This window comes from Pseudomonas sp. R3-52-08, from assembly GCF_003851745.1.
Taxonomy (GTDB): Bacteria; Pseudomonadota; Gammaproteobacteria; order Pseudomonadales; family Pseudomonadaceae; genus Aquipseudomonas.
Genome location: NZ_CP027730.1, coordinates 3501435 through 3519278 on the forward strand (window position 1 = coordinate 3501435; position 17844 = coordinate 3519278).

Sequence of the window (17844 nt, forward strand, 5' to 3'; positions counted from 1 at the left end):
CCAAGTAAGAGCTGACCCGAATAGGCCAGCGCCTGCTGGCTGGGCTCCCGGGCACCAAAGGCTGAGCCGGACAGCTTCCGCCCACCCGCAAGAAACAAGTCATTTTTTTCAAAAAATGGTTGGCATCATTAGAGGCACAGGACTATGAAAAATTCAACTAGCGTCGATAGCACACAATCGCTCTCGACTACCTTTCACCCAATCGTTTAAATACGAGCAATACTGGATAAAAATGGAAGACCTAAAACAGCTTATACAAAATTATGATTCTGAAAAAAAGAGCATCCAAGATATCAATAATTCGCGGCCTGCTATTTACTTATGACATCGAAAACACAGATGGCCTGAAAAAAAGCTCATAGCGTCAAAAAACGCAAACAACGAAAAATAACGTATTAAACTTTTTAACGAACTGACCAAACCAGAATTTCTGACATATACCAAACCTGAGCAAGAGGCCATATACTTCTAAAGCTGGTCCCCGTTACCCGATTTAAGATTGGTACCCTGTAATGAACTACTTGAAACAAGAAATAGACGAAGCCTGCATAACGTTGGCTATAAACGCCAAAAAGCTTGGGCAGGACGAACTCATAACGTTGGTAAATGGTCTCACGAAACATTTTTTCAGATTTCAAAGCAACGTTCTCGACCCAGTCGAAATGAACGAGAAAGGCACCGAACACAACCCCAAATTCTGGAAGGAAATACAGCATCGCATTGACAAAAAAAATCTGATTCTTTTAGTACTTGACTCAGAATATAGAGGCTGGGAAATCGACTGTGCGAAAAATATTACATCTATTTTAGGTGAGACCTCGGGATACCCTTTCTGGATAACGAATAGAAAGCTTACGTTCCTAGTACACATGGATGATCATGACTGTGTCATTTGGGTTTGAATGGCGCTCACCAGAATCACTTTTATCGCTTACACGACTTTAAAAAATGAAAACACGACCACAGCTATCAATAATTCAAGGATTGCTATTCACCTATTGCATCGAAAACTCTAGAAATTTAGAAAGAGAGGGGATCATAGCTTCAAAAAACGTCAATGACTCAAAGGAGCTAACAGAGCTTTTCGATGCTTTAACCAAACCAGAATTTTATACATACACCTTGGAAGAACAGGACTGGTATATCGAAACCATCAGATATTACCTATCAACCGAAGAAACTTTCGACTCAGTCTTTTATCTTTTTGACACATATTTTAAAGATGACATTAACGACAATAGAGCATTTGTGAAGACCTTACTCGAATGTCTGACTCGTTATCGAACTGAGGCGACGACCTAGTAGGGCCACCACCACACCCTCTCCACAATTCCCTGTGGCGAGCGAGCGTGCTCGCGCTGGGCCGCCATCAGGCGATGCGGTGTTTCAGTCGAATTATCATCGTTGGGTTCAACGCTGCTACGCAGCCCCGCGCGACCAAGCTTTCCCCCATTCCCTGTCGAGCAAAGACGACGTTGAAAGACCCATTCTTAAATGAGCCGTTTGACCCAAGTCCAATGTGGCTTATCGGGGTATTTGATATATACGACCGCGAGCAAGAGGTCGGTATAGAGATTAGTAAATATGACCCAAATAAAAAGTCAGACAGAGAAGAACCAATAAAACGTTACGCATTGAATTTAAGCTACCTATCGTATAGGCACAAATACGCGTTAACCGAAAGCTCAAAAAACAAGCTGAATGACGAGATCTACAACTTCCATAACTTATTTGAGATAAGCGAAGACAACACTGGATCGTGACCAAGAGCATAATGGTATAAACTTGATAATCCAAAGGATTTTCTAAGAGAGATTTATCTTTTAGCTAAAGATGCGTGGAAAGACGACCTTCAAAAAGCAAGCCGCGAAGACCAGTCAACTTGGTAGAAACACCGCTACTTTTTCGGAAGAATCAACTCCCTCGGGCGAGCGAGGTCGCTCGCCCGCTGCAAAAATCTCATCAGCAAAAGACCTCTGCTTGTAGTAATAAGCGTGCATTAAATAAATCCGCAAACTTTTTTTCAACTAGGAAATTAAAAATGTTATTTCACCCACACTCCGACACTATCCCCTTCGATGCCAGCCTTTACTATTTTGTGGGAATTTTTGATATCTATGACAGGGAGGAAACCAAAGGGGAAGAGCTCGCTTGCTTCAACCCTAATGACCGTAAAGATAGAGAAACCCTCATAGCAAAGTACTGCCTAGATCCATACAAAAAACTATCCTATCGACACAGGTATAAATTAATAGAAAACTTATCTATCGCATTAAACACCCAAAATTTCAACTTCCACTCTTATTTTGAGGATGACCCAGATAAGTGCTCTACTATGGCTTGGGACGAAACGGAAATAGCCGATCCACGTGATTTCTTCGCCGACATATATCGCCTAGCCAACGAGGCCTGGAAAGACGACCTCGAAAAAGCCAGCCGCGAAGACCAATCAACCTGGTAGCCCCCCTGAAATAACATCCCCCTTGTGGCGAGCAAGCAGGCTCCCTCGCCACAAGTACACGACCCGCTCAGCGCTTGGAAAGCTCCATAATCATCCGACTCAACAAATACACCCGAGGCACCACACTGTCCACCTCGGCATATTCCTCCGGCGTGTGAATATTCCCGCCCACTATCCCAAACCCGTCCAGCGTCGGTGTGCCGACCCCGGCCGACAAGCTTGCGTCCGCCGCGCCGCCGCTGCCTTCGATGGTCAGGGTTTTGCCCAGTTCGCCGTAGATGCCTTGGGCAATCGCGACCAGTTTGTCTGACTCCGCCGTTTGCGGCATCGGTGGCAAGCCGCGTTGCAGGCTGGTCTTCACTTCGGTGTCCGGGATCAGTTTGTTCGCGGAGACCCGTGCCAGGTCCTTCTCGATGCGGTCGAACTCTTCCGGCAGCGCGGCGCGCACGTCGGCCTTGGCGGTGGCTTGGTCGGGGATGACGTTGGTGCGGTCGCCGGCCTTGAGTACGGTGAAGTTGATGGTGGTTTTTTTCTCGGCGTCGCCCAGTTTGCCCAGTTGCAGGATCTGGTGTGCGGCTTCCATGGCGGCGTTGCGCCCCAGTTCAGGCGCGACGCCGGCGTGGGCGGCTTTGCCTTTGACTTCAACCACCGCGGTGGCGCTGCCTTTGCGCCAGACCACCAGGCCGTCGGCTGGGCGGCCGGGTTCCAGGTTGAGGGTTACGTCGTGGCCCTTGGCGGTGGTGCGGATCAGTACGGAGGCGGCGTCGGAGCCGGTTTCTTCGCTGGCGTCGAGCAGGAAGGTGATTTGTGCATAGTCCTTGAAGCCTTGGTTTTTCAGGACTTTCAATGCGTAGATGCCGGCGACGATGCCACCCTTGTCGTCCATTACGCCGGGGCCATAGGCGCGGCCGTCCTTGATGTGGAATGGGCGTTCGGCGGCCGAGCCTTCCTTGAACACGGTGTCCATGTGCGCCATCAGCAGAATTTTGGCCTTGCCGGTGCCCTTGAGGGTGGCGATCACATGGCTGTTGTTGGCGGCTTTGTCCGGCACCAGCTCGATGCTGAAACCCAGCTGTTTCAATTCATCCACGGCGATGTCGCGCACTTGGGTCAGGCCGGGCTCGTAGCCGGAGCCGGAGTCGATATTCACCAGGCGCTCCAGCAGTTTCAGGGCCTCGGCCTTGTACTGTTCAGCGTCCGCCTGGATCGGCTTGTGGGGTTCGGCGCTGTAAGCCGGTACGGCGAAGGACAAGGCCAGGGTGGCGGCCAGCAGGGTGCGGGGGAAGGTGAAGAGCATGGACCGATCCTTGTTTTTTGTTGAGGGGTGCCGCCACACCCTACCCCACTAAACGGACCGCAACCAAGCCCCCTGCAGCGAGCTGACCCGGTTGCGCCCGCTGCTTTTGGCTTCGTACAAAGCCTGGTCGGCATCGTTGAGCCAACTGGTGGCGTCGGCGTGGCTCGGCTGGTACGGCGCCAGGCCGATACTCAGGCTCGCGCGCAAGGTCGGGTCCTGGGCGTAGGCCAGGGCGTTGAAACGATCACGCAACGCGTCCATCACTTCAGTGGCACGGTTGAGCGGCATGTCCGGAAGGATCACGCAGAACTCATCGCCGCCGTAGCGTCCGGCAAGGTCGGTGGCGCGCAGGTTCTGGCGCAATACCCGGCTTAACTGGCGCAGGACGATATCCCCGGTGACATGGCCATAGGTGTCGTTGATGATTTTAAAGTGGTCGATATCGATCAGCGCGATGGCCGCCCCGGAAGGGCCACGGCGGCAACGTTGGAACTCGATTTCCAATTGATCCTTCCAGGCGCCGTGGTTGAGCAGGCCCGACAGGCTGTCGGTGCGGCTCAGGGCCAGCAGTTCGCGCTTGTGCCGCGCCAGGGTCACGGCCTGGCGGTAGCAGATCCAGCCCAGGGCCAGGGGATACAACGTCAGGATCGGCAGGCAGGCATACAGCTGGGCCTGGGTGGTGACGCCGATGAATGCGGGCGCGACTATCAGCAGCGCCGTGGCGATGCCCAGCGCCTGGGCCACCCACCCCGCCAGCAAGAAGCGCGGCCCACCGATGGCGACGTTGTTCATGCTCATCATCGACAAGGTGGTGACGCTGGGCAGCGGGTTGAAGTGCATCGCGCCGACCCAAAAGCCGCCGCAGAAGGAATCGAACAGCAGGTTGCGGCGCTCACTGCGCAGGGTATGAGCGGCACGCAAAGACGCTTGGAACGCCAGGTGCGGCCAGACAAATGCGTTGATCAGCATCCAGGCCCACACCCATGGAGACGGGTTCAGCGGATACATGCCGAACGCCACGCAAACAAAGCCGAGCGCCAGCCCCAGGAGGCGGGATTTGTACAAGCGCGAAGCGAGCGGAAGTCCATTTCCTCCGACGGCTGCCATGATGGGGGGGTAATCCTGGGTGAGTCCCTGGAGTCTATCAGGGCGACGGCAAATCGCCACTACTGCTTACAGGCTGATACTTCAGTGCGAAAACCCGCGCGCCAGCATCAATGCCACGCCGAGCAACATTATTGCCGTGATCCGCTGCAACATCACGCGCCGCTTGGGGTTTTCCAGCAGGTGTTTGATGCGCTGGCCGAAATAGCAGTACAGGCATCCACTGGCAAATTGCAGCAACAGGAAGGTCAAGCCGAGGATCGCGATATCCGCCGCCGAGCTGTGCTCCCCGGCCCCGGCGAACTGCGGGAAGACGGCGCTGAACATGATGATGGTCTTGGGGTTGGAAAAGCCGGTCAATAAGCCCTTGCCGAACAGGCTGCGCGAGCCCTCCACGGCGCCGGCCTTGTCGATCGACACGCCGCTGCTGGTCCACTGCTTGTACGCCAGGTAAAGAATGTAGGCAACGCCGACAAACTGGATGGCCTGGGTAATCGCAAGGTTGCCCTTGATCAGCTCGGAAAAGCCCACGGCGAAGATCAGGATCGAAATCAGGTACGACACACTGGCGCCGAGCTGCGCCGGGATCGAACTGCGCAGGCCGTCCTTCAGGCCCAGGCTCAATAACAACAGGGTCATGGGGCCGGGACTGAAGGTCATGGTCGCGCAAAACAACAGGAAGTAGAGAAACGAAGACAGCGTTAACGCACTTGTCATGGTCAGGGACCTTGAATGGGGCGCACGCCGCACGCGTGCGCCCATGGTTTACATCAGGCGACCGCGATTTCGGTCGTCAGGGATTCGCGGTACATCAAGGCGAGGTCAGCCAAGGCGGCCCTGGCGGTCTGGTTGCGGGTCTCGAATGCCACCAGGCCCTTCCAGTTGGTTTCGACGATGGCCTGCATCACGTCGGCGTAGTCGCAGTTGCCGTCGTGAATGCCGAAGTGCTGGTCTTGCACGCCGTTGTTGTTGCTGAAGGAGATGCCCTTGATCACGTGGTGATACTTGCGCACCACCGCCGCCGGCAGGCCGTTCTCGATATTGGCGTGGCCGGCATCGAGGAAGAAATACACGTTGTCATGGGCTTGAAGGCGCTCGAACACAAAAGCGTATTCCGCCTCATGGGTGAAGATGTAGTGGAACGGGCGATAGTTGACGTAGTTGGACAGGTTTTCCAGGTAGATGTCCGTGCCCTGGGTCGCGGCGTAAGCGGCCAGTTCCTGAACTGACTTGAGGTAATGTTCCAGGGCAACTTTCTTGGCCTTGAGCACCATCTTCGGTTCGACGATGCAGCCACCGTGAATGATCAGCGGCGCGCCCAGGCGACTGGCGATATCGATTTCTTGCTTGACGTAGGCCACCGCCGCCACGCGGAACGCCTCGACGTCACTGGCCAGCGGCGCCTTGAAGTTGCCGTGGAAGACCGGCTTGACGCCGCTGGCGGCGATTTGCGCGCGCAGGCTTTCGATGCGCGCCTCGGTCCAGTCATCGACCATTTCGCCGAACAGGCTGCCGTCGACATACCAGTGGGTGCACTGCCCTTCGATGGCGGCTTGCAGGCCCTGTTCAGCGTCCAGGTACTTCTGGTGCGCCACACCGGTACAGAACGGCACGGCAGAGTTGATCAGTTTGCTTTCCATGGAGCGATTCCTTTCGTTGATGGAGGGTCAGGCGTGTGAAGGGTCAGCGAGTTCGATGGCCATGAAATCGGCCTTGGTCACGCCACAATCCGGACATGTCCAATCTTCAGGCACCTCTTCCCAAGGGGTGCCGGCGGGTATTCCATCCTCCGGAATGCCCAATTCTTCTACGTACATAAAACCGCAGGGTGCACACATATAAGTCTTCATGAGAATGCAGAATCCATTGCTCGGGAGTAGGAAATTCCGCCAATTCCTGGCGAGATGGCGCGCAGTCTAGGGGAATGGCATTGCGCCAGGCAGGTAAAGTGATGCCTAATCCGGCCTGACTTCACCGGTAAAAGTACCGGCAAACAAAAGGACGCTTCATGTTGGTATCCGCCATCGCTTTCGTGGAAGGCACACCCAAGGTCCAGCAGATCGTGGAGGCCTTCAGCCAGGCCATCGAGGCCGGTGAATGGGCGCCCGGCAGCAAGTTGCCGTCGGTGCGGGCGTTGACCGAAATCCTCGGTGTCAGCAAATTCACCCTCAATGAGGCCCTGGACCGCCTGCGCGGGCGCAACCTGCTCACCTCCAGCCAGGGCCGTGGCTATTTCGTGGCGATGGACACTGCGCGCCCGGCGTCGGTGACCTGGGTCGACCTGCTGCCCCAGGACCTGCTCAGCGTGTTGCGCCGCCCCTTGGCCACCGCCAGTGGCGAGCTACGCCCCGGCGGCGGGCACTTGCCGGAAGCATGGTTGAATGGCGAAGCAATCCGCCAGGCCATGCGCAGCGTGGTGCGCGCGCCGTCGCTGCGCATCGCCGGGCTCGGCACTCCGGCCGGGCTGTTGCCGTTGCGCCAGGCGCTGCAACAGAAACTGCACGGCGAGGGCCTGTCGGTGCCGGTGGAACAGATCATCACCACGCCCAACACCGTGCAAGGCCTGGACATGCTCATGCGCCTGCTGGTGCGTCCCGGCGACACGGTGCTGTTGGACGCGCCGTGCTACTTCAACTTCCACGCCAACCTGGCCCTGCATGGGGTCAAGGTGGTGACCCTGGAACGACGCCCCGACGGCTTCGACTTCACCGCCTTGGAACACCTGCTGGCCGAACACCGGCCCAGCCTGTACCTGACCACCAGCGTCTTGCATAACCCCACCGGCCATTCCTTCAGCCCCAGTCAGGCGTTTCGCCTGCTGCAACTGACCCAGCACTACCACTGCCATATCGTCGAGGATGATCTCTACGGCGACCTGCACCCCAACCCGCCGCCACGCCTGGCCGCCGTCGCCGGGCTGGATCAGGTCACCTACCTGTCGGGGTTCTCCAAGATCCTCAGCGCCAACGCCCGCGTCAGTTACGTGGTGGCCGCGCCGCAGCTGGCCGCCAACCTGACCAATATGAAATTGATGAGCGGCGGCGTGACCTCGGAGCTGTTCGAGCAGATCGTGTACCGCATGCTCAGTGAGGGTAGCTATGCCAAGCACCGCAAGCGCATGGTCCAGAGTCTGATGGAAGCCGGTGGGCGCGTCGAGCAGTGGCTCAAGCGCTGCGGTTGCGAACTGCCGATGGCGTTTGAAGGCGGCATGTTTATCTGGGCGCGCCTGCCGACCGGCGTCAACGGCGAGCTGCTGGCCCAGGAAGCCTTGAAGCGCAGCATGGTGCTGGCGCCCGGCACACTGTTCGGCTACGACCCGGCGCATCGCGACCTGATGCGGTTCAATGTGGCCCACAGTGATGAGCCGCGGGTGCAGCGGGTATTCGAGGCGTTGTTGGTGCAGGCGGTACGGGCAGCTTGAGTGGCGGTGCCGTCACCCCGGCAACGGCATTACCCGCAACGGCCGCACCGACTTGTAGGAAAAGCTCGAATAAATTTCTTTCACACAGGGCAGGGTCTGCAGAACTTCCCTGGCGAATTCGCCAAATGACTCCAGGTCCTTGGCCACCACTTCCAGCAGGAAGTCATAGCGCCCCGACACGTTATGGCAGGCCACAATCTCTGGAATCGCCAACAGCCGCTGCTCGAACGCCCGGGCGATTTCCTGGGTGTGGCTTTCCATCATGATGCTGACGAAGGCGGTCACCCCATAGCCCAGGGCCTTGGGGGACAGGATCGCCTGGTAACCGCTGATCACCCCACTCTCTTCCAGGTTGCGCACCCGTCGCCAGCACGGCGACGTGGTCAGGGCAACGCGCTCGGCCAGTTCGGCCACGGTCAGGCGGGCATTGCTCTGCAAGGCGTTTAACAGGGCTTTATCGGTGCGGTCCAGACTGATAGGCATAACGTGCCTCTATTCATTGTTTTTATCGGGTTTTCATCCATGAACGACGGCGTTTCGAGGCATTTTTGCAACGTTCAACTGTGGTTATGAGCATAGCATTGTAGGAAATAAGGAGCGCCTGACATGAACAATAAACACCCTGCGTTCGGTTTTTCTACCCGCGCGATTCACCACGGTTACGACCCCAAGGACCATCACGGCGCCCTGGTACCGCCGATCTACCTGTCGGCCACCTTCGCTTTTCCGACAGCCGAGTACGGCGCGGCCTGCTTTGCCGGGGAGGCCTCCGGTCACTTCTATACGCGTATTTCGAATCCGACCCTGGCCCTGCTGGAGTCGCGTATGGCCGCCCTGGAAAACGGCGAGGCGGCGGTGGCGTTCAGTTCCGGGATGGGCGCGATTGCTGCAACGTTCTGGACCCTGCTGCGCCCAGGCGACGAGGTAATCGTCAGTCAGACGCTGTACGGCTGCACCTTCGCCCTGCTGCACGGCATCGGCGAATTCGGCATCAAGGTGCGCCATGTCGACCTCACCGACCTGGCCGCCCTGCAAGCGGCACTCTGCCCCGCAACCCGCATGATCTACTGCGAGACCCCGGCCAATCCCACCCTGCGCCTGGTGGACATCGCCGCGGTGGCCCGGCTCGCCCACCAACAACCGAATGTCACCGTGGTAGTCGATAACACCTATTGCACGCCCTACCTGCAACGGCCCCTGGAGCTGGGCGCCGATGTGGTGGTGCACTCGGCCACCAAGTACCTCAGCGGGCATGGCGACATCACCGCAGGCATTGCGGTGAGCAGTCATGCGATAGCGAAACGCATCCGCCTGCAAGGGCTCAAGGACTTGACCGGCGCGGTGATGTCGCCGCAGGACGCCGCCTTGCTGATGCGCGGTCTCAAGACCCTCGCCCTGCGCATGGACCGCCATTGCAGCAACGCCCAGGCCGTGGCCGAAGCCTTGCAGGCGCATCCCGCCGTGCAGTGGGTGACCTACCCAGGGCTGGCGTCCTTCCCACAATACGAACTGGCTGCGCGGCAAATGAAGCAATCCGGCGGCATGATTGCCTTTGAGCTCAAAGGCGGAATCGACACCGGGCGGCGCTTCATGAACGCGCTCAAGCTGTTTACCCGCGCGGTCAGCTTGGGCGACGCCGAATCACTGGCCCAGCACCCGGCCAGCATGACCCACTCCACCTACACCCCCGAGGAACGCGCGCAACACGGCATCAGCGAAGGCCTGGTGCGCTTGTCGGTGGGGCTTGAGGACGTCGCCGACCTGTTGGCGGATGTGCAACAGGCATTGGGCAAGTGTGCCCGTGCGGTTGCGCGTCCAACGTTGCTGGCCGCGCACGCGGGGAAATAACCGTCGGGCTGTTAGCATACTTACGACTTAATACGACTACCGTTGCTCGCTACATCGGCTTAACAAGTACAAGTTATAGGATTTCCAAACTTTGGATGGGAAAGTTACTTAGAGTAAAGTCGGACGTTTGCGAGAGCTTTGCCGTATCAGTCTGAATGACCTTCGGCGCCCGGTGCAGCACGCCTGCAAAGCTACGCGGCCTCAAGAGCCAGGCTGTGTAGCCAGAAGCACATCATTTGGTTGCTAAACGCGAGCTTGAAATCAAAGCAGATCAAAGGGACAGCAATAACTACTTGATGTATAGGAATTAAATACGCGCGAGAACTTTCGATAGCCGTGTGCCATTCACCACATCAGTGGTTGGAACATTGCCATCGGGGGCAAGCCCCTCCCACATTTGGCCTGTGTCGCCTGTTCGAATGCATCGATTACTGCTCAACAGGTGATCGCTCACGGCCCGATTTGACTGTTACGCCTTCAGTCAACGGACAAAGCGTCAAGTGCCCTTAAGCTCAGATCGAAAGAGTATTTATCAAGCGGTTTTCAGAACCTTATGCTTCGGTTCATTCCGTTGAAAATCGAGCCGCTCATGACCCTTCGCCGCCCCATCGCTGCTGTATTAGGATTGCTGGCTTTGTCCGTTGCCGTGAGCGCCGACGCCCAGGAAACCCTGCGCATCGGCTATCAAAAATCCTCGACCCTGATCACCCTGCTGAAAACCCAGGGCACCCTGGAAAAAGCCCTCAAGGCCGATAACGTCGACGTCAGCTGGCATGAGTTCCCCAGCGGCCTTCCCTTGCTGGAAGCGCTGAATGTCGGCAACGTCGACATCAGCGCCGATGTGGCCGACACCGTGCCGATCTTCGCCCAGGCGGCCCAGGCCAAGCTCACCTACTTCGCCCAGGAAGCACCCTCGCCTGCCGCCCAGGCCATCGTGGTGCGCAAGGACTCGCCGATCCAACAACTGGCAGACCTCAAAGGCAAAAAAGTCGCCGTGACCAAGGCTGCCGGCAGTCACTATTTGCTGATCGCCGCCTTGAACAAGGCCGGCCTGGCCTTCTCGGATATCGAGCCGGCGTATCTCTCGCCCGCAGACGGCCGCGCCGCGTTCGAAAACAACAAGGTGGATGCCTGGGTTACCTGGGAACCGTTCCTGACCAGCGTGCAACGCCAATTGCCGACGCGCACGCTGGCGGACGGTACCGGGCTGGCCAGTTACAAGCGTTATTACCTGACGGGCACGCCCTACGCCCAGGCCCACCCCCAGGTGCTGAAGGTGGTGTATGCGCAGCTGGAGCAGGCCGGCCAATGGGTAAAAACCCATCCGCAGGACGCGGCGAAAGTGCTCGGCCCGTTGTGGGGCAATCTGGATGGGGCAACGGTGGAAGCTGCGAATGCGCACCGCAGTTATCAGGTGCAACCGGTGACGCCGGAGCAGTTGGGTGAACAGCAGAACATTGCCGATGCGTTCTTCAAGGCAGGCTTGTTGCCCAGGGCCGTGGACGCCAAGGCCGTGCAGACTTGGCAGCCGTAACCATGTGTGAGGGAGCAAGCCCCTCTTGCATGTGGCCCCAGGCACATCAATCCGGATCGCGTTCATCCAACGCACGCGCCGCCAACGCACCCATCACCCCGCCTGCGATTGGCGCCAGCCAGAACAACCAGAGCTGTGACAGGTATTGCGCCCCGGCAAACAACGCCGGGCCCGTGCTTCGCGCGGGGTTGACCGACGTGTTGGTCACCGGGATCAGCGCCAGGTGAATCAGGGTCAGCGCCAGGCCGATGGCGATGGGTGCAAAGCCGGCAACCGCGCCCGGCGCCGTGACGCGCATGATGATCAACACAAAAAAGAACGTGGCGATCAGCTCGGCCAATGCAGCGGACTTCATGTCGAAGTGGCCGGGACTCAGCGGGCCATAACCGTTGGCGGCAAAACCGCCGAGTTCGAAACCGGGCTGGCCGTTGGCGATCAAGTACAGTGCTGCGGCCGCCAGAATTGCGCCAATCACCTGCGCCGCGATGTAAGGCAACACATCAGCACCACACACTCGACGCCCCGCCCATAAGCCAATGGTCACCGCCGGGTTGAAATGCCCGCCGGAAATACCGCCCACTGCATAGGCCATGGTCAATACCGTAAGACCAAACGCCAGCGACACCCCTGCAAAACCAATACCCAACTCTGGAAACGCCGCCGCCAGGATGGCACTGCCACATCCGCCGAAGGTCAGCCAGAAAGTACCCAGAAGCTCTGCGATCAAACGCTTTTGCACACTCGACTCCATTGCCGTTCATGCCGTCACACGGGGGGTGGGCGGTCCCGCGCGACGGTAGCAATGGACATTGATGAGCCCTATAGGACTTGTCCGGTTTTGTGTGGGAGGGGGCTTGCCCTAATGCCAGTCAGTTAAGCGTACACCACCGTCTGTAGGAGCGAGCTTGCTCGCGAAAAACTCACAGGCACCGCGTTTATTCAGGAAGCACGCGTTATCGTTGACGTTTTTCGCGAGCAAGCTCGCTCCTACAAAAAGCCTTGACTGACTGGCATTAGCCCAAGGCCGCTCTCTATTTTTCCCGTTCAGCTCTGCACCACACCCGTCCCAAACCGCCGAATCGCCAGGCAATACCCTATCAACCCCAGCGCCGCCAGCAACCCGCCCGCCGCGCCGATCCAGGCGAAGCCGAAGTGGCTGCCGACCCAACTGCCCATCAGCGCGCCGCCGCCGATGCCGATGTTGTAGATGCCGGAAAACATCGCCATCGCCACGTCCGTGGCGTCCGGCGCGAGCACCAGTACCTTGGACTGCATCGCCAGGCCGAAGCCCATGATCGCCATGCCCCAGAACACGCTCAGCACCACCAGGTAGGATTGGGCGCCGCTCAACGGCAGCATCAGCGCCAGGCAGGCCGCGAGCAGGAATACGCAGCTGATCACGAACACGTGCGGATTGAACCGATGCACCAGGCTGAACAGCAGCGAGCCGATGATGCCGGCGCCGCCGAACACCAGCAGGATCAGGGTGACCGCACTGCCGCCCAGGCCGGCGACACCTTCGACGAAGGGTTCGATGTAGCTGTAGGCGGTGAATTGTGCGGTGACGGTCATCGCGGTCAGCACGTAGAGCGCCACCAATGCCGGGCGTTTGAACAGCAACGGCAGGCTGCGCAGCGAGCCGGAGTTCTGGCTCGGCAGCGGCGGCAAGGTGCGCGCCAGCCAGAACACCAGCGCGGCCGCAAACGCGGCGATCACCAGGAAGGTGGTGCGCCAGCCCATGGCTTCGCCGAGCAGGCGGCCAAGGGGAATGCCCAGCACCATCGCCAGGGAGGTGCCGGTGGCGAGCAGGCCAAGGGCTTGCACCTGCTTGCCCACCGGTGCCAGGCGTACCGCCAGGGAGGCGGTGATCGACCAGAACAACGCATGGGCCAGGGCGATACCGATGCGGCTGACCATCAGCAGGCCGAAGCTGGTCGCCACGCTGGACAGGATATGACTGGCGATAAACAAGCCAAACAACACGATCAGCAACTTGCGCCGTTCGACGTTACGCGTGAGCAGCATCACCGGCAACGATGTCAGCGACACGATCCACGCGTAAATAGTGAGCATCAGGCCGACGCTGGCCACGGGCATATCGAAGCTGGCGCCGATAGCGCTGAGCAGGCCGACCGGCACGAATTCGGTGGTATTGAACACAAACGCGGCCAGCGCCAGGGCGATGACCGGTTGCCAATTGGCTTGAGGGGTTGCGGCTGAAAGGCTCATTGACGGGCGAGGTACTCTGACAGTGATCAAACGGCCGCGCAGGGCATGCGGGCCGTTGAACATTCTATAGGTTTCTCGTGCAGCTGTTGGCGCCGATCCTGCGACAATCGCGCGCAGTCTCAGGGCAACGTATCAAGCCTGACTTACGGATCCACCTGCGTCATCAACTCAGGAATGCTTTCCGGTCGATTCGCATAGCGCTGGGCCAACGCCGCGCACACCATCAGCTGGATCTGGTGAAACAGCATCAGCGGCAGGATCAGCACGCCCATGGTCGCCCCGGCGAATAGCACCTGGGCCATGGGCACGCCGGTGGCCAGGCTTTTCTTCGAACCGCAGAACAGGATGGTGATGCGGTCTTCCTGGTTAAAGCCGAACGCCTTGCCCAGCAGCGCGGAGGCCACCAGCACCAGGGCCAGCAACACGCAGCACGCCACCACCAGCCCGCCCAGTTCCCACAGCGGAATCTGGTGCCAGATGCCTTCGTTGACCGCTTCGCTGAAGGCACCGTACACCACCAGCAAGATCGAGCCCTGGTCGACAAATTTGAGCCAGTTTTTATTGCGGCCCACCCAGTCGCCGATCCAGCGCCGGGCGATTTGGCCGGCGACGAACGGCAGCAACAACTGCACGCTGATCTTCAGGATCGCGTCGACGGTGGAGCCGCCATCGCCGTGCACATCAAGCAGCAGGGTCACCAGCAACGGCGTCAAGAAGATCCCGAACAGGCTCGAGGCCGCCGCGCTGCAGATCGCCGCCGGGATGTTGCCGCGCGCCAGGGAGGTGAAGGCAATCGCCGATTGCACCGTGGCCGGCAGCGCGCAGAGATAAAGCATGCCCATGTACAGCTCGTTGCCGATCAGCCGTGACAGCAGTGGCTTGAGCGCCAGGCCGAGCAGCGGAAACAGCACGAAGGTCAGGCTGAACACCAGCAGGTGCAGACGCCAGTGCCCGGCCCCGGCGACGATGGCCTGGCGTGACAGCTTGGCGCCGTGCAGGAAAAACAGCAGTGCGATGGCGAAGTTGGTGACCCAGCCGAAGGCCACGGCGGTCTGGCCGCTGGCCGGCAGCAAGGAGGCGAGGATCACCGTGGCGATCAGCGTCAGGGTGAAGTTGTCGGGTAGGAAACGTGGACGGGTCATAAGCAAATCTTCCAGGGGTTGCCAAGAGCATCTTGGCGACTCTAACGTAACGACCTGTTACCGACTAACGCCAATGAGCCAGTAAATGCCGCCTAAAGGACACGAAAAAACCGTCCGCCGCAGCGTACCCGGGCTGTCCAGCCTGCCACGACCGGTGTATGGGCGCACCGAATCCTTGCCCAACCGCGCGCTGACGCGGCGGCACAGCCATCCATGGGTGCAGTTGTCGTATGCGATTTCCGGGGTGCTGGAGATCCAGACCAGCGCCGGCCGCTTCGTTGCGCCACCGCAGCGTGCGGTGTGGATTCCGGCGGGCATGCCCCATCGCGTTTATAGCTCGCCCCATACGGAAATGCGCAGCCTTTACCTCGATTGCCGCGTGACCGCCTGGGCAGCAGAGCGCTGCCAGGTGCTGGCGGTGAGCAATTTGTTGCGCGAATTGATCCGCAGCTTCAGCGAACTGCCCGTGGAATATGCCGAGGATGGCCCCGACGGCCGCCTGGCCCAAGTGGTGTTGGACCAACTCGCTGCAGCGCCCCACGTGGATTTGATGCTGCCCTTGCCCCACGACCCGCGCCTGCGCCAGATTTACCGCAGCCTGAACCTGCATCCAGAGCAGCAGACCACCCTGGGTGAGTGGAGCCGCAAACTGGGGGTGAGCGAAAAGACCCTCAGCCGTTTGTTTTTGCGCGACACAGGGCTGACGTTTCGCGCGTGGCGCCAACGCCTGCGACTGTTGAGCGCCCTGCCCGGCCTGGAGCAAGGTGAACGGGTGACGGATGTGGCGTTGGGCTGTGGTTATGAATCGACTTCGGCGTTTATCAACGCGTTTCGCCAGCAGTTCGAGGCCACGCCCGGTGAATTTTTTCGCTGAGCGTTGCCCAGTTGACCAAGCGCCACGTTCAAATAATCCCCAAACACGCGCTCGGCTGGTATTGTGCCGCGCTTTGAAAGACCGCTACCGACTTGCGAGGAAATGGACGTTGAACACTGACGAAAAAATGACCGGGGACCTGTTCGAGGTTGATAAGCGCCTGTCACTCAAGCCCGTGGTGGACTTCAACGCCTACCTGCGCAGCGCTTTCGGCGACGGCCCGTGCACCTGCATCCGCTGCGGCGCCAGCGGCGGCGATGAGAGCGGTTATGCGTTCCAGCACACCTTCAATTTCGACGGCAAGCCCACGCACCGCCGCTTCGCCTCCACGGCGGGCAGTGATGTGGTGATGGTGCTGAAGAAAGCCTGGTTGTCCTACACCAAGGCGGAGTTGCCGCTCAGCGGCGTGCTGGTGCTCGATACCGTCAAGGAATTCGTCGAGCCACAGCTGCACAAGCGCGTGGCGCCACTGCTATTGGCCAGCGGGTTGGTAAAGGATGTCGATGACCAATTGCACATTCAGCCACAAGCATTGACTTGAACGCACTTCAAATGTGGGAGGGGGCTTGCCCCCGATGGCGGTGAGCCAGCTAAGCATTGGTTGGCTGACACACCGCTATCGGGAGCAAGCCCCCTCCCACATTGGTTTTGTATTAGCAAATTAAAAACCGGGAACGCCTTGCACCCGAATCTCAGGCGTCAGTTCTTCCAGCGGCTCGGTCAGCGGCCGGTCGCTGCTCCCCGGCACCAGAATCACCTTGCGGCACTCCTCCTCGCACTTATCGAACAGCTCATAGCCGCGCGCCGCCTGTTCCAACGACAGCCGGTGGGTGATGATCGCTTCCGGGTTCAGGTGGCCCAGTTCGATATGCTCCAGCAGCTCCGGCAGGAAGCGCTGCACGTGAGTCTGGCCCATCTTGAAGGTCAGGCCCTTGTCGAACGCGTCGCCAAACATGAAGCCGTGGATAAAGCCGGCATACACCCCGGCCACGCTGACCACGCCACCACGGCGCACGGCGGCGATGCATTGGCGCAGGGCCTTGCCGCTGCTGCCTTCGATCTTCAAGGTGGTGAGGATCGTTTCGGTGGTGCTGCCCTTGGCTTCGAAACCCACCGCATCCACCACGCCATCGACACCGCGCATGCCGGCGGTCTGGCGGATGATGGTGTCGGCGGGGTCGTCGTCCTCTTCGAAGTTGATCGGGATCACGCCGTACATTTTTTGCGCGTAGGCCAATCGATAGGGATGGTCGTCGACCATGAAAATCTGTTCGGCGCCGAGCATCTGCGCGCACGCTGCGCTGAGCAAGCCCACCGGGCCAGCACCATAGATCGCCACGCTCGAGCCTTTGCCGATACCGGCGTTGGTCACCGCCTGCCAGGCGGTGGGCAGGATGTCGGACAGGAACAACACCTTTTCATCCGCCAGCACACCGGGCACCTTGAACGGCCCGGCGTTGGCCTTGGGCACGCGCACCAGCTCGGCCTGGCCTCCGGGAATGCCGCCATACAGGCGGCTATAGCCGAACAGCGCGGCCCCCGGCGGGATCGCCTTTTTATTCAGGATCGCACCGCGCCCGTCGTTGGTGGTTTCGCAGGCAGCGTACTGCTGCAGCTGGCAGAAAAAACAGTCGCCACAGGCAATCACGAAGGGGATCACCACGCGGTCACCGCGTTGCACCGCCGTCACGGCCGGGCCGGTTTCCTCGACGATGCCCATGAACTCGTGCCCGAAGATATCGCCATGCTCCACGGTCGGGATCTTGCCCCGGTACAGGTGCAAATCCGAACCGCAGATCGCCGTGGCGGTGACGCGCAAAATGATGTCGTCGGGCTGTTCAATGATCGGGTCAGGTACCGTATCGACCTGGACTTTGTGGGCGCCTTGGTAGGTCATCGCGCGCATGCTCTGCACTCCTGTGGTTGGGCTTATT

17 protein-coding genes are annotated in these 17844 nt (G+C 59.2%); 7 read left to right on the plus strand and 10 right to left on the minus strand.

Annotated elements, in window-relative coordinates:
- Window positions 1-1349: 1349 nt before the first annotated feature.
- Together C4J91_RS27830 and C4J91_RS15925 are read left to right on the plus strand one after the other, a co-directional pair.
- On the plus strand, window positions 1350-1763 hold the full coding sequence (locus tag C4J91_RS27830) for a hypothetical protein (RefSeq protein WP_256681592.1): 414 nt from the start codon (window positions 1350-1352) through the stop codon (window positions 1761-1763).
- 119 nt (window positions 1764-1882) lie between these two features.
- Window positions 1883-2461 carry a hypothetical protein gene (locus C4J91_RS15925; protein WP_305955257.1) on the plus strand — a complete coding sequence of 193 codons (579 nt, stop codon included), beginning with the start codon at window positions 1883-1885 and terminating at the stop codon, window positions 2459-2461.
- 67 nt (window positions 2462-2528) lie between these two features.
- Here the strand turns inward: C4J91_RS15925 and C4J91_RS15930 are convergent, their stop codons facing one another.
- From C4J91_RS15930 to C4J91_RS15950, 5 genes are all read right to left on the minus strand, one after another.
- Entirely contained in the window at window positions 2529-3758 is a 1230-nt protein-coding gene (locus C4J91_RS15930) for a M20/M25/M40 family metallo-hydrolase (protein WP_124363218.1), read from the minus strand.
- A 48-nt stretch (window positions 3759-3806) separates the two neighbouring features.
- Window positions 3807-4865, minus strand: a complete 1059-nt coding sequence (locus C4J91_RS15935; RefSeq protein ID WP_124363219.1) for a diguanylate cyclase — start codon at window positions 4863-4865, stop codon at window positions 3807-3809.
- A gap of 81 nt (window positions 4866-4946) precedes the next feature.
- Window positions 4947-5579, minus strand: a complete 633-nt coding sequence (locus tag C4J91_RS15940; RefSeq protein ID WP_124363220.1) for a LysE family translocator — start codon at window positions 5577-5579, stop codon at window positions 4947-4949.
- 53 nt (window positions 5580-5632) lie between these two features.
- Entirely contained in the window at window positions 5633-6502 is an 870-nt protein-coding gene (locus C4J91_RS15945) for a sugar phosphate isomerase/epimerase (protein ID WP_124363221.1), read from the minus strand.
- A 27-nt stretch (window positions 6503-6529) separates the two neighbouring features.
- The gene (locus C4J91_RS15950) at window positions 6530-6712 is read right to left on the minus strand and encodes a rubredoxin (RefSeq protein WP_124363222.1); all 183 of its coding nucleotides are present in this window, start codon (window positions 6710-6712) and stop codon (window positions 6530-6532) included.
- Between the two features lie 158 nt (window positions 6713-6870).
- Here C4J91_RS15950 and C4J91_RS15955 point away from each other — a divergent pair, with 158 nt between their 5' ends.
- A complete protein-coding gene (locus C4J91_RS15955; protein ID WP_124363223.1) occupies window positions 6871-8283 on the plus strand; it encodes a PLP-dependent aminotransferase family protein in 1413 nt (470 codons plus the stop codon).
- Window positions 8284-8295: 12 nt separating this feature from the next.
- On the opposite strand, the gene C4J91_RS15960 is transcribed toward C4J91_RS15955, so the two are convergent.
- Window positions 8296-8766 carry an Lrp/AsnC family transcriptional regulator gene (locus C4J91_RS15960; RefSeq protein WP_124363224.1) on the minus strand — a complete coding sequence of 157 codons (471 nt, stop codon included), beginning with the start codon at window positions 8764-8766 and terminating at the stop codon, window positions 8296-8298.
- Between the two features lie 123 nt (window positions 8767-8889).
- Between C4J91_RS15960 and C4J91_RS15965 the strand changes: the two genes are divergently transcribed.
- Together C4J91_RS15965 and C4J91_RS15970 are read left to right on the plus strand one after the other, a co-directional pair.
- Entirely contained in the window at window positions 8890-10131 is a 1242-nt protein-coding gene (locus tag C4J91_RS15965; RefSeq protein WP_124363225.1) for a methionine gamma-lyase, read from the plus strand.
- 589 nt (window positions 10132-10720) lie between these two features.
- A complete protein-coding gene (locus C4J91_RS15970; protein WP_124363226.1) occupies window positions 10721-11665 on the plus strand; it encodes an aliphatic sulfonate ABC transporter substrate-binding protein in 945 nt (314 codons plus the stop codon).
- A 46-nt stretch (window positions 11666-11711) separates the two neighbouring features.
- Here the strand turns inward: C4J91_RS15970 and aqpZ are convergent, their stop codons facing one another.
- The 3 genes from aqpZ to C4J91_RS15985 form a co-directional block, all read right to left on the minus strand.
- Complete coding sequence (gene aqpZ / locus C4J91_RS15975; protein WP_124363227.1) at window positions 11712-12416, minus strand: aquaporin Z; 705 nt, start codon at window positions 12414-12416, stop codon at window positions 11712-11714.
- Window positions 12417-12709: 293 nt separating this feature from the next.
- Window positions 12710-13894, minus strand: coding sequence for a sugar transporter (locus C4J91_RS15980; RefSeq protein WP_124363228.1), 1185 nt, complete (start codon window positions 13892-13894; stop codon window positions 12710-12712).
- Between the two features lie 143 nt (window positions 13895-14037).
- Window positions 14038-15036, minus strand: a complete 999-nt coding sequence (locus C4J91_RS15985) for a bile acid:sodium symporter family protein (protein ID WP_124363229.1) — start codon at window positions 15034-15036, stop codon at window positions 14038-14040.
- Window positions 15037-15121: 85 nt separating this feature from the next.
- Here C4J91_RS15985 and C4J91_RS15990 point away from each other — a divergent pair, with 85 nt between their 5' ends.
- Both C4J91_RS15990 and C4J91_RS15995 read left to right on the plus strand, forming a co-directional pair.
- On the plus strand, window positions 15122-15910 hold the full coding sequence (locus C4J91_RS15990) for a helix-turn-helix domain-containing protein (RefSeq protein WP_124363230.1): 789 nt from the start codon (window positions 15122-15124) through the stop codon (window positions 15908-15910).
- A gap of 109 nt (window positions 15911-16019) precedes the next feature.
- A complete protein-coding gene (locus C4J91_RS15995; protein ID WP_124363231.1) occupies window positions 16020-16451 on the plus strand; it encodes a hypothetical protein in 432 nt (143 codons plus the stop codon).
- A 120-nt stretch (window positions 16452-16571) separates the two neighbouring features.
- On the opposite strand, the gene C4J91_RS16000 is transcribed toward C4J91_RS15995, so the two are convergent.
- Window positions 16572-17816, minus strand: a complete 1245-nt coding sequence (locus tag C4J91_RS16000; RefSeq protein ID WP_124363232.1) for a zinc-dependent alcohol dehydrogenase — start codon at window positions 17814-17816, stop codon at window positions 16572-16574.
- Between the last annotated feature and the right edge of the window lie 28 nt (window positions 17817-17844).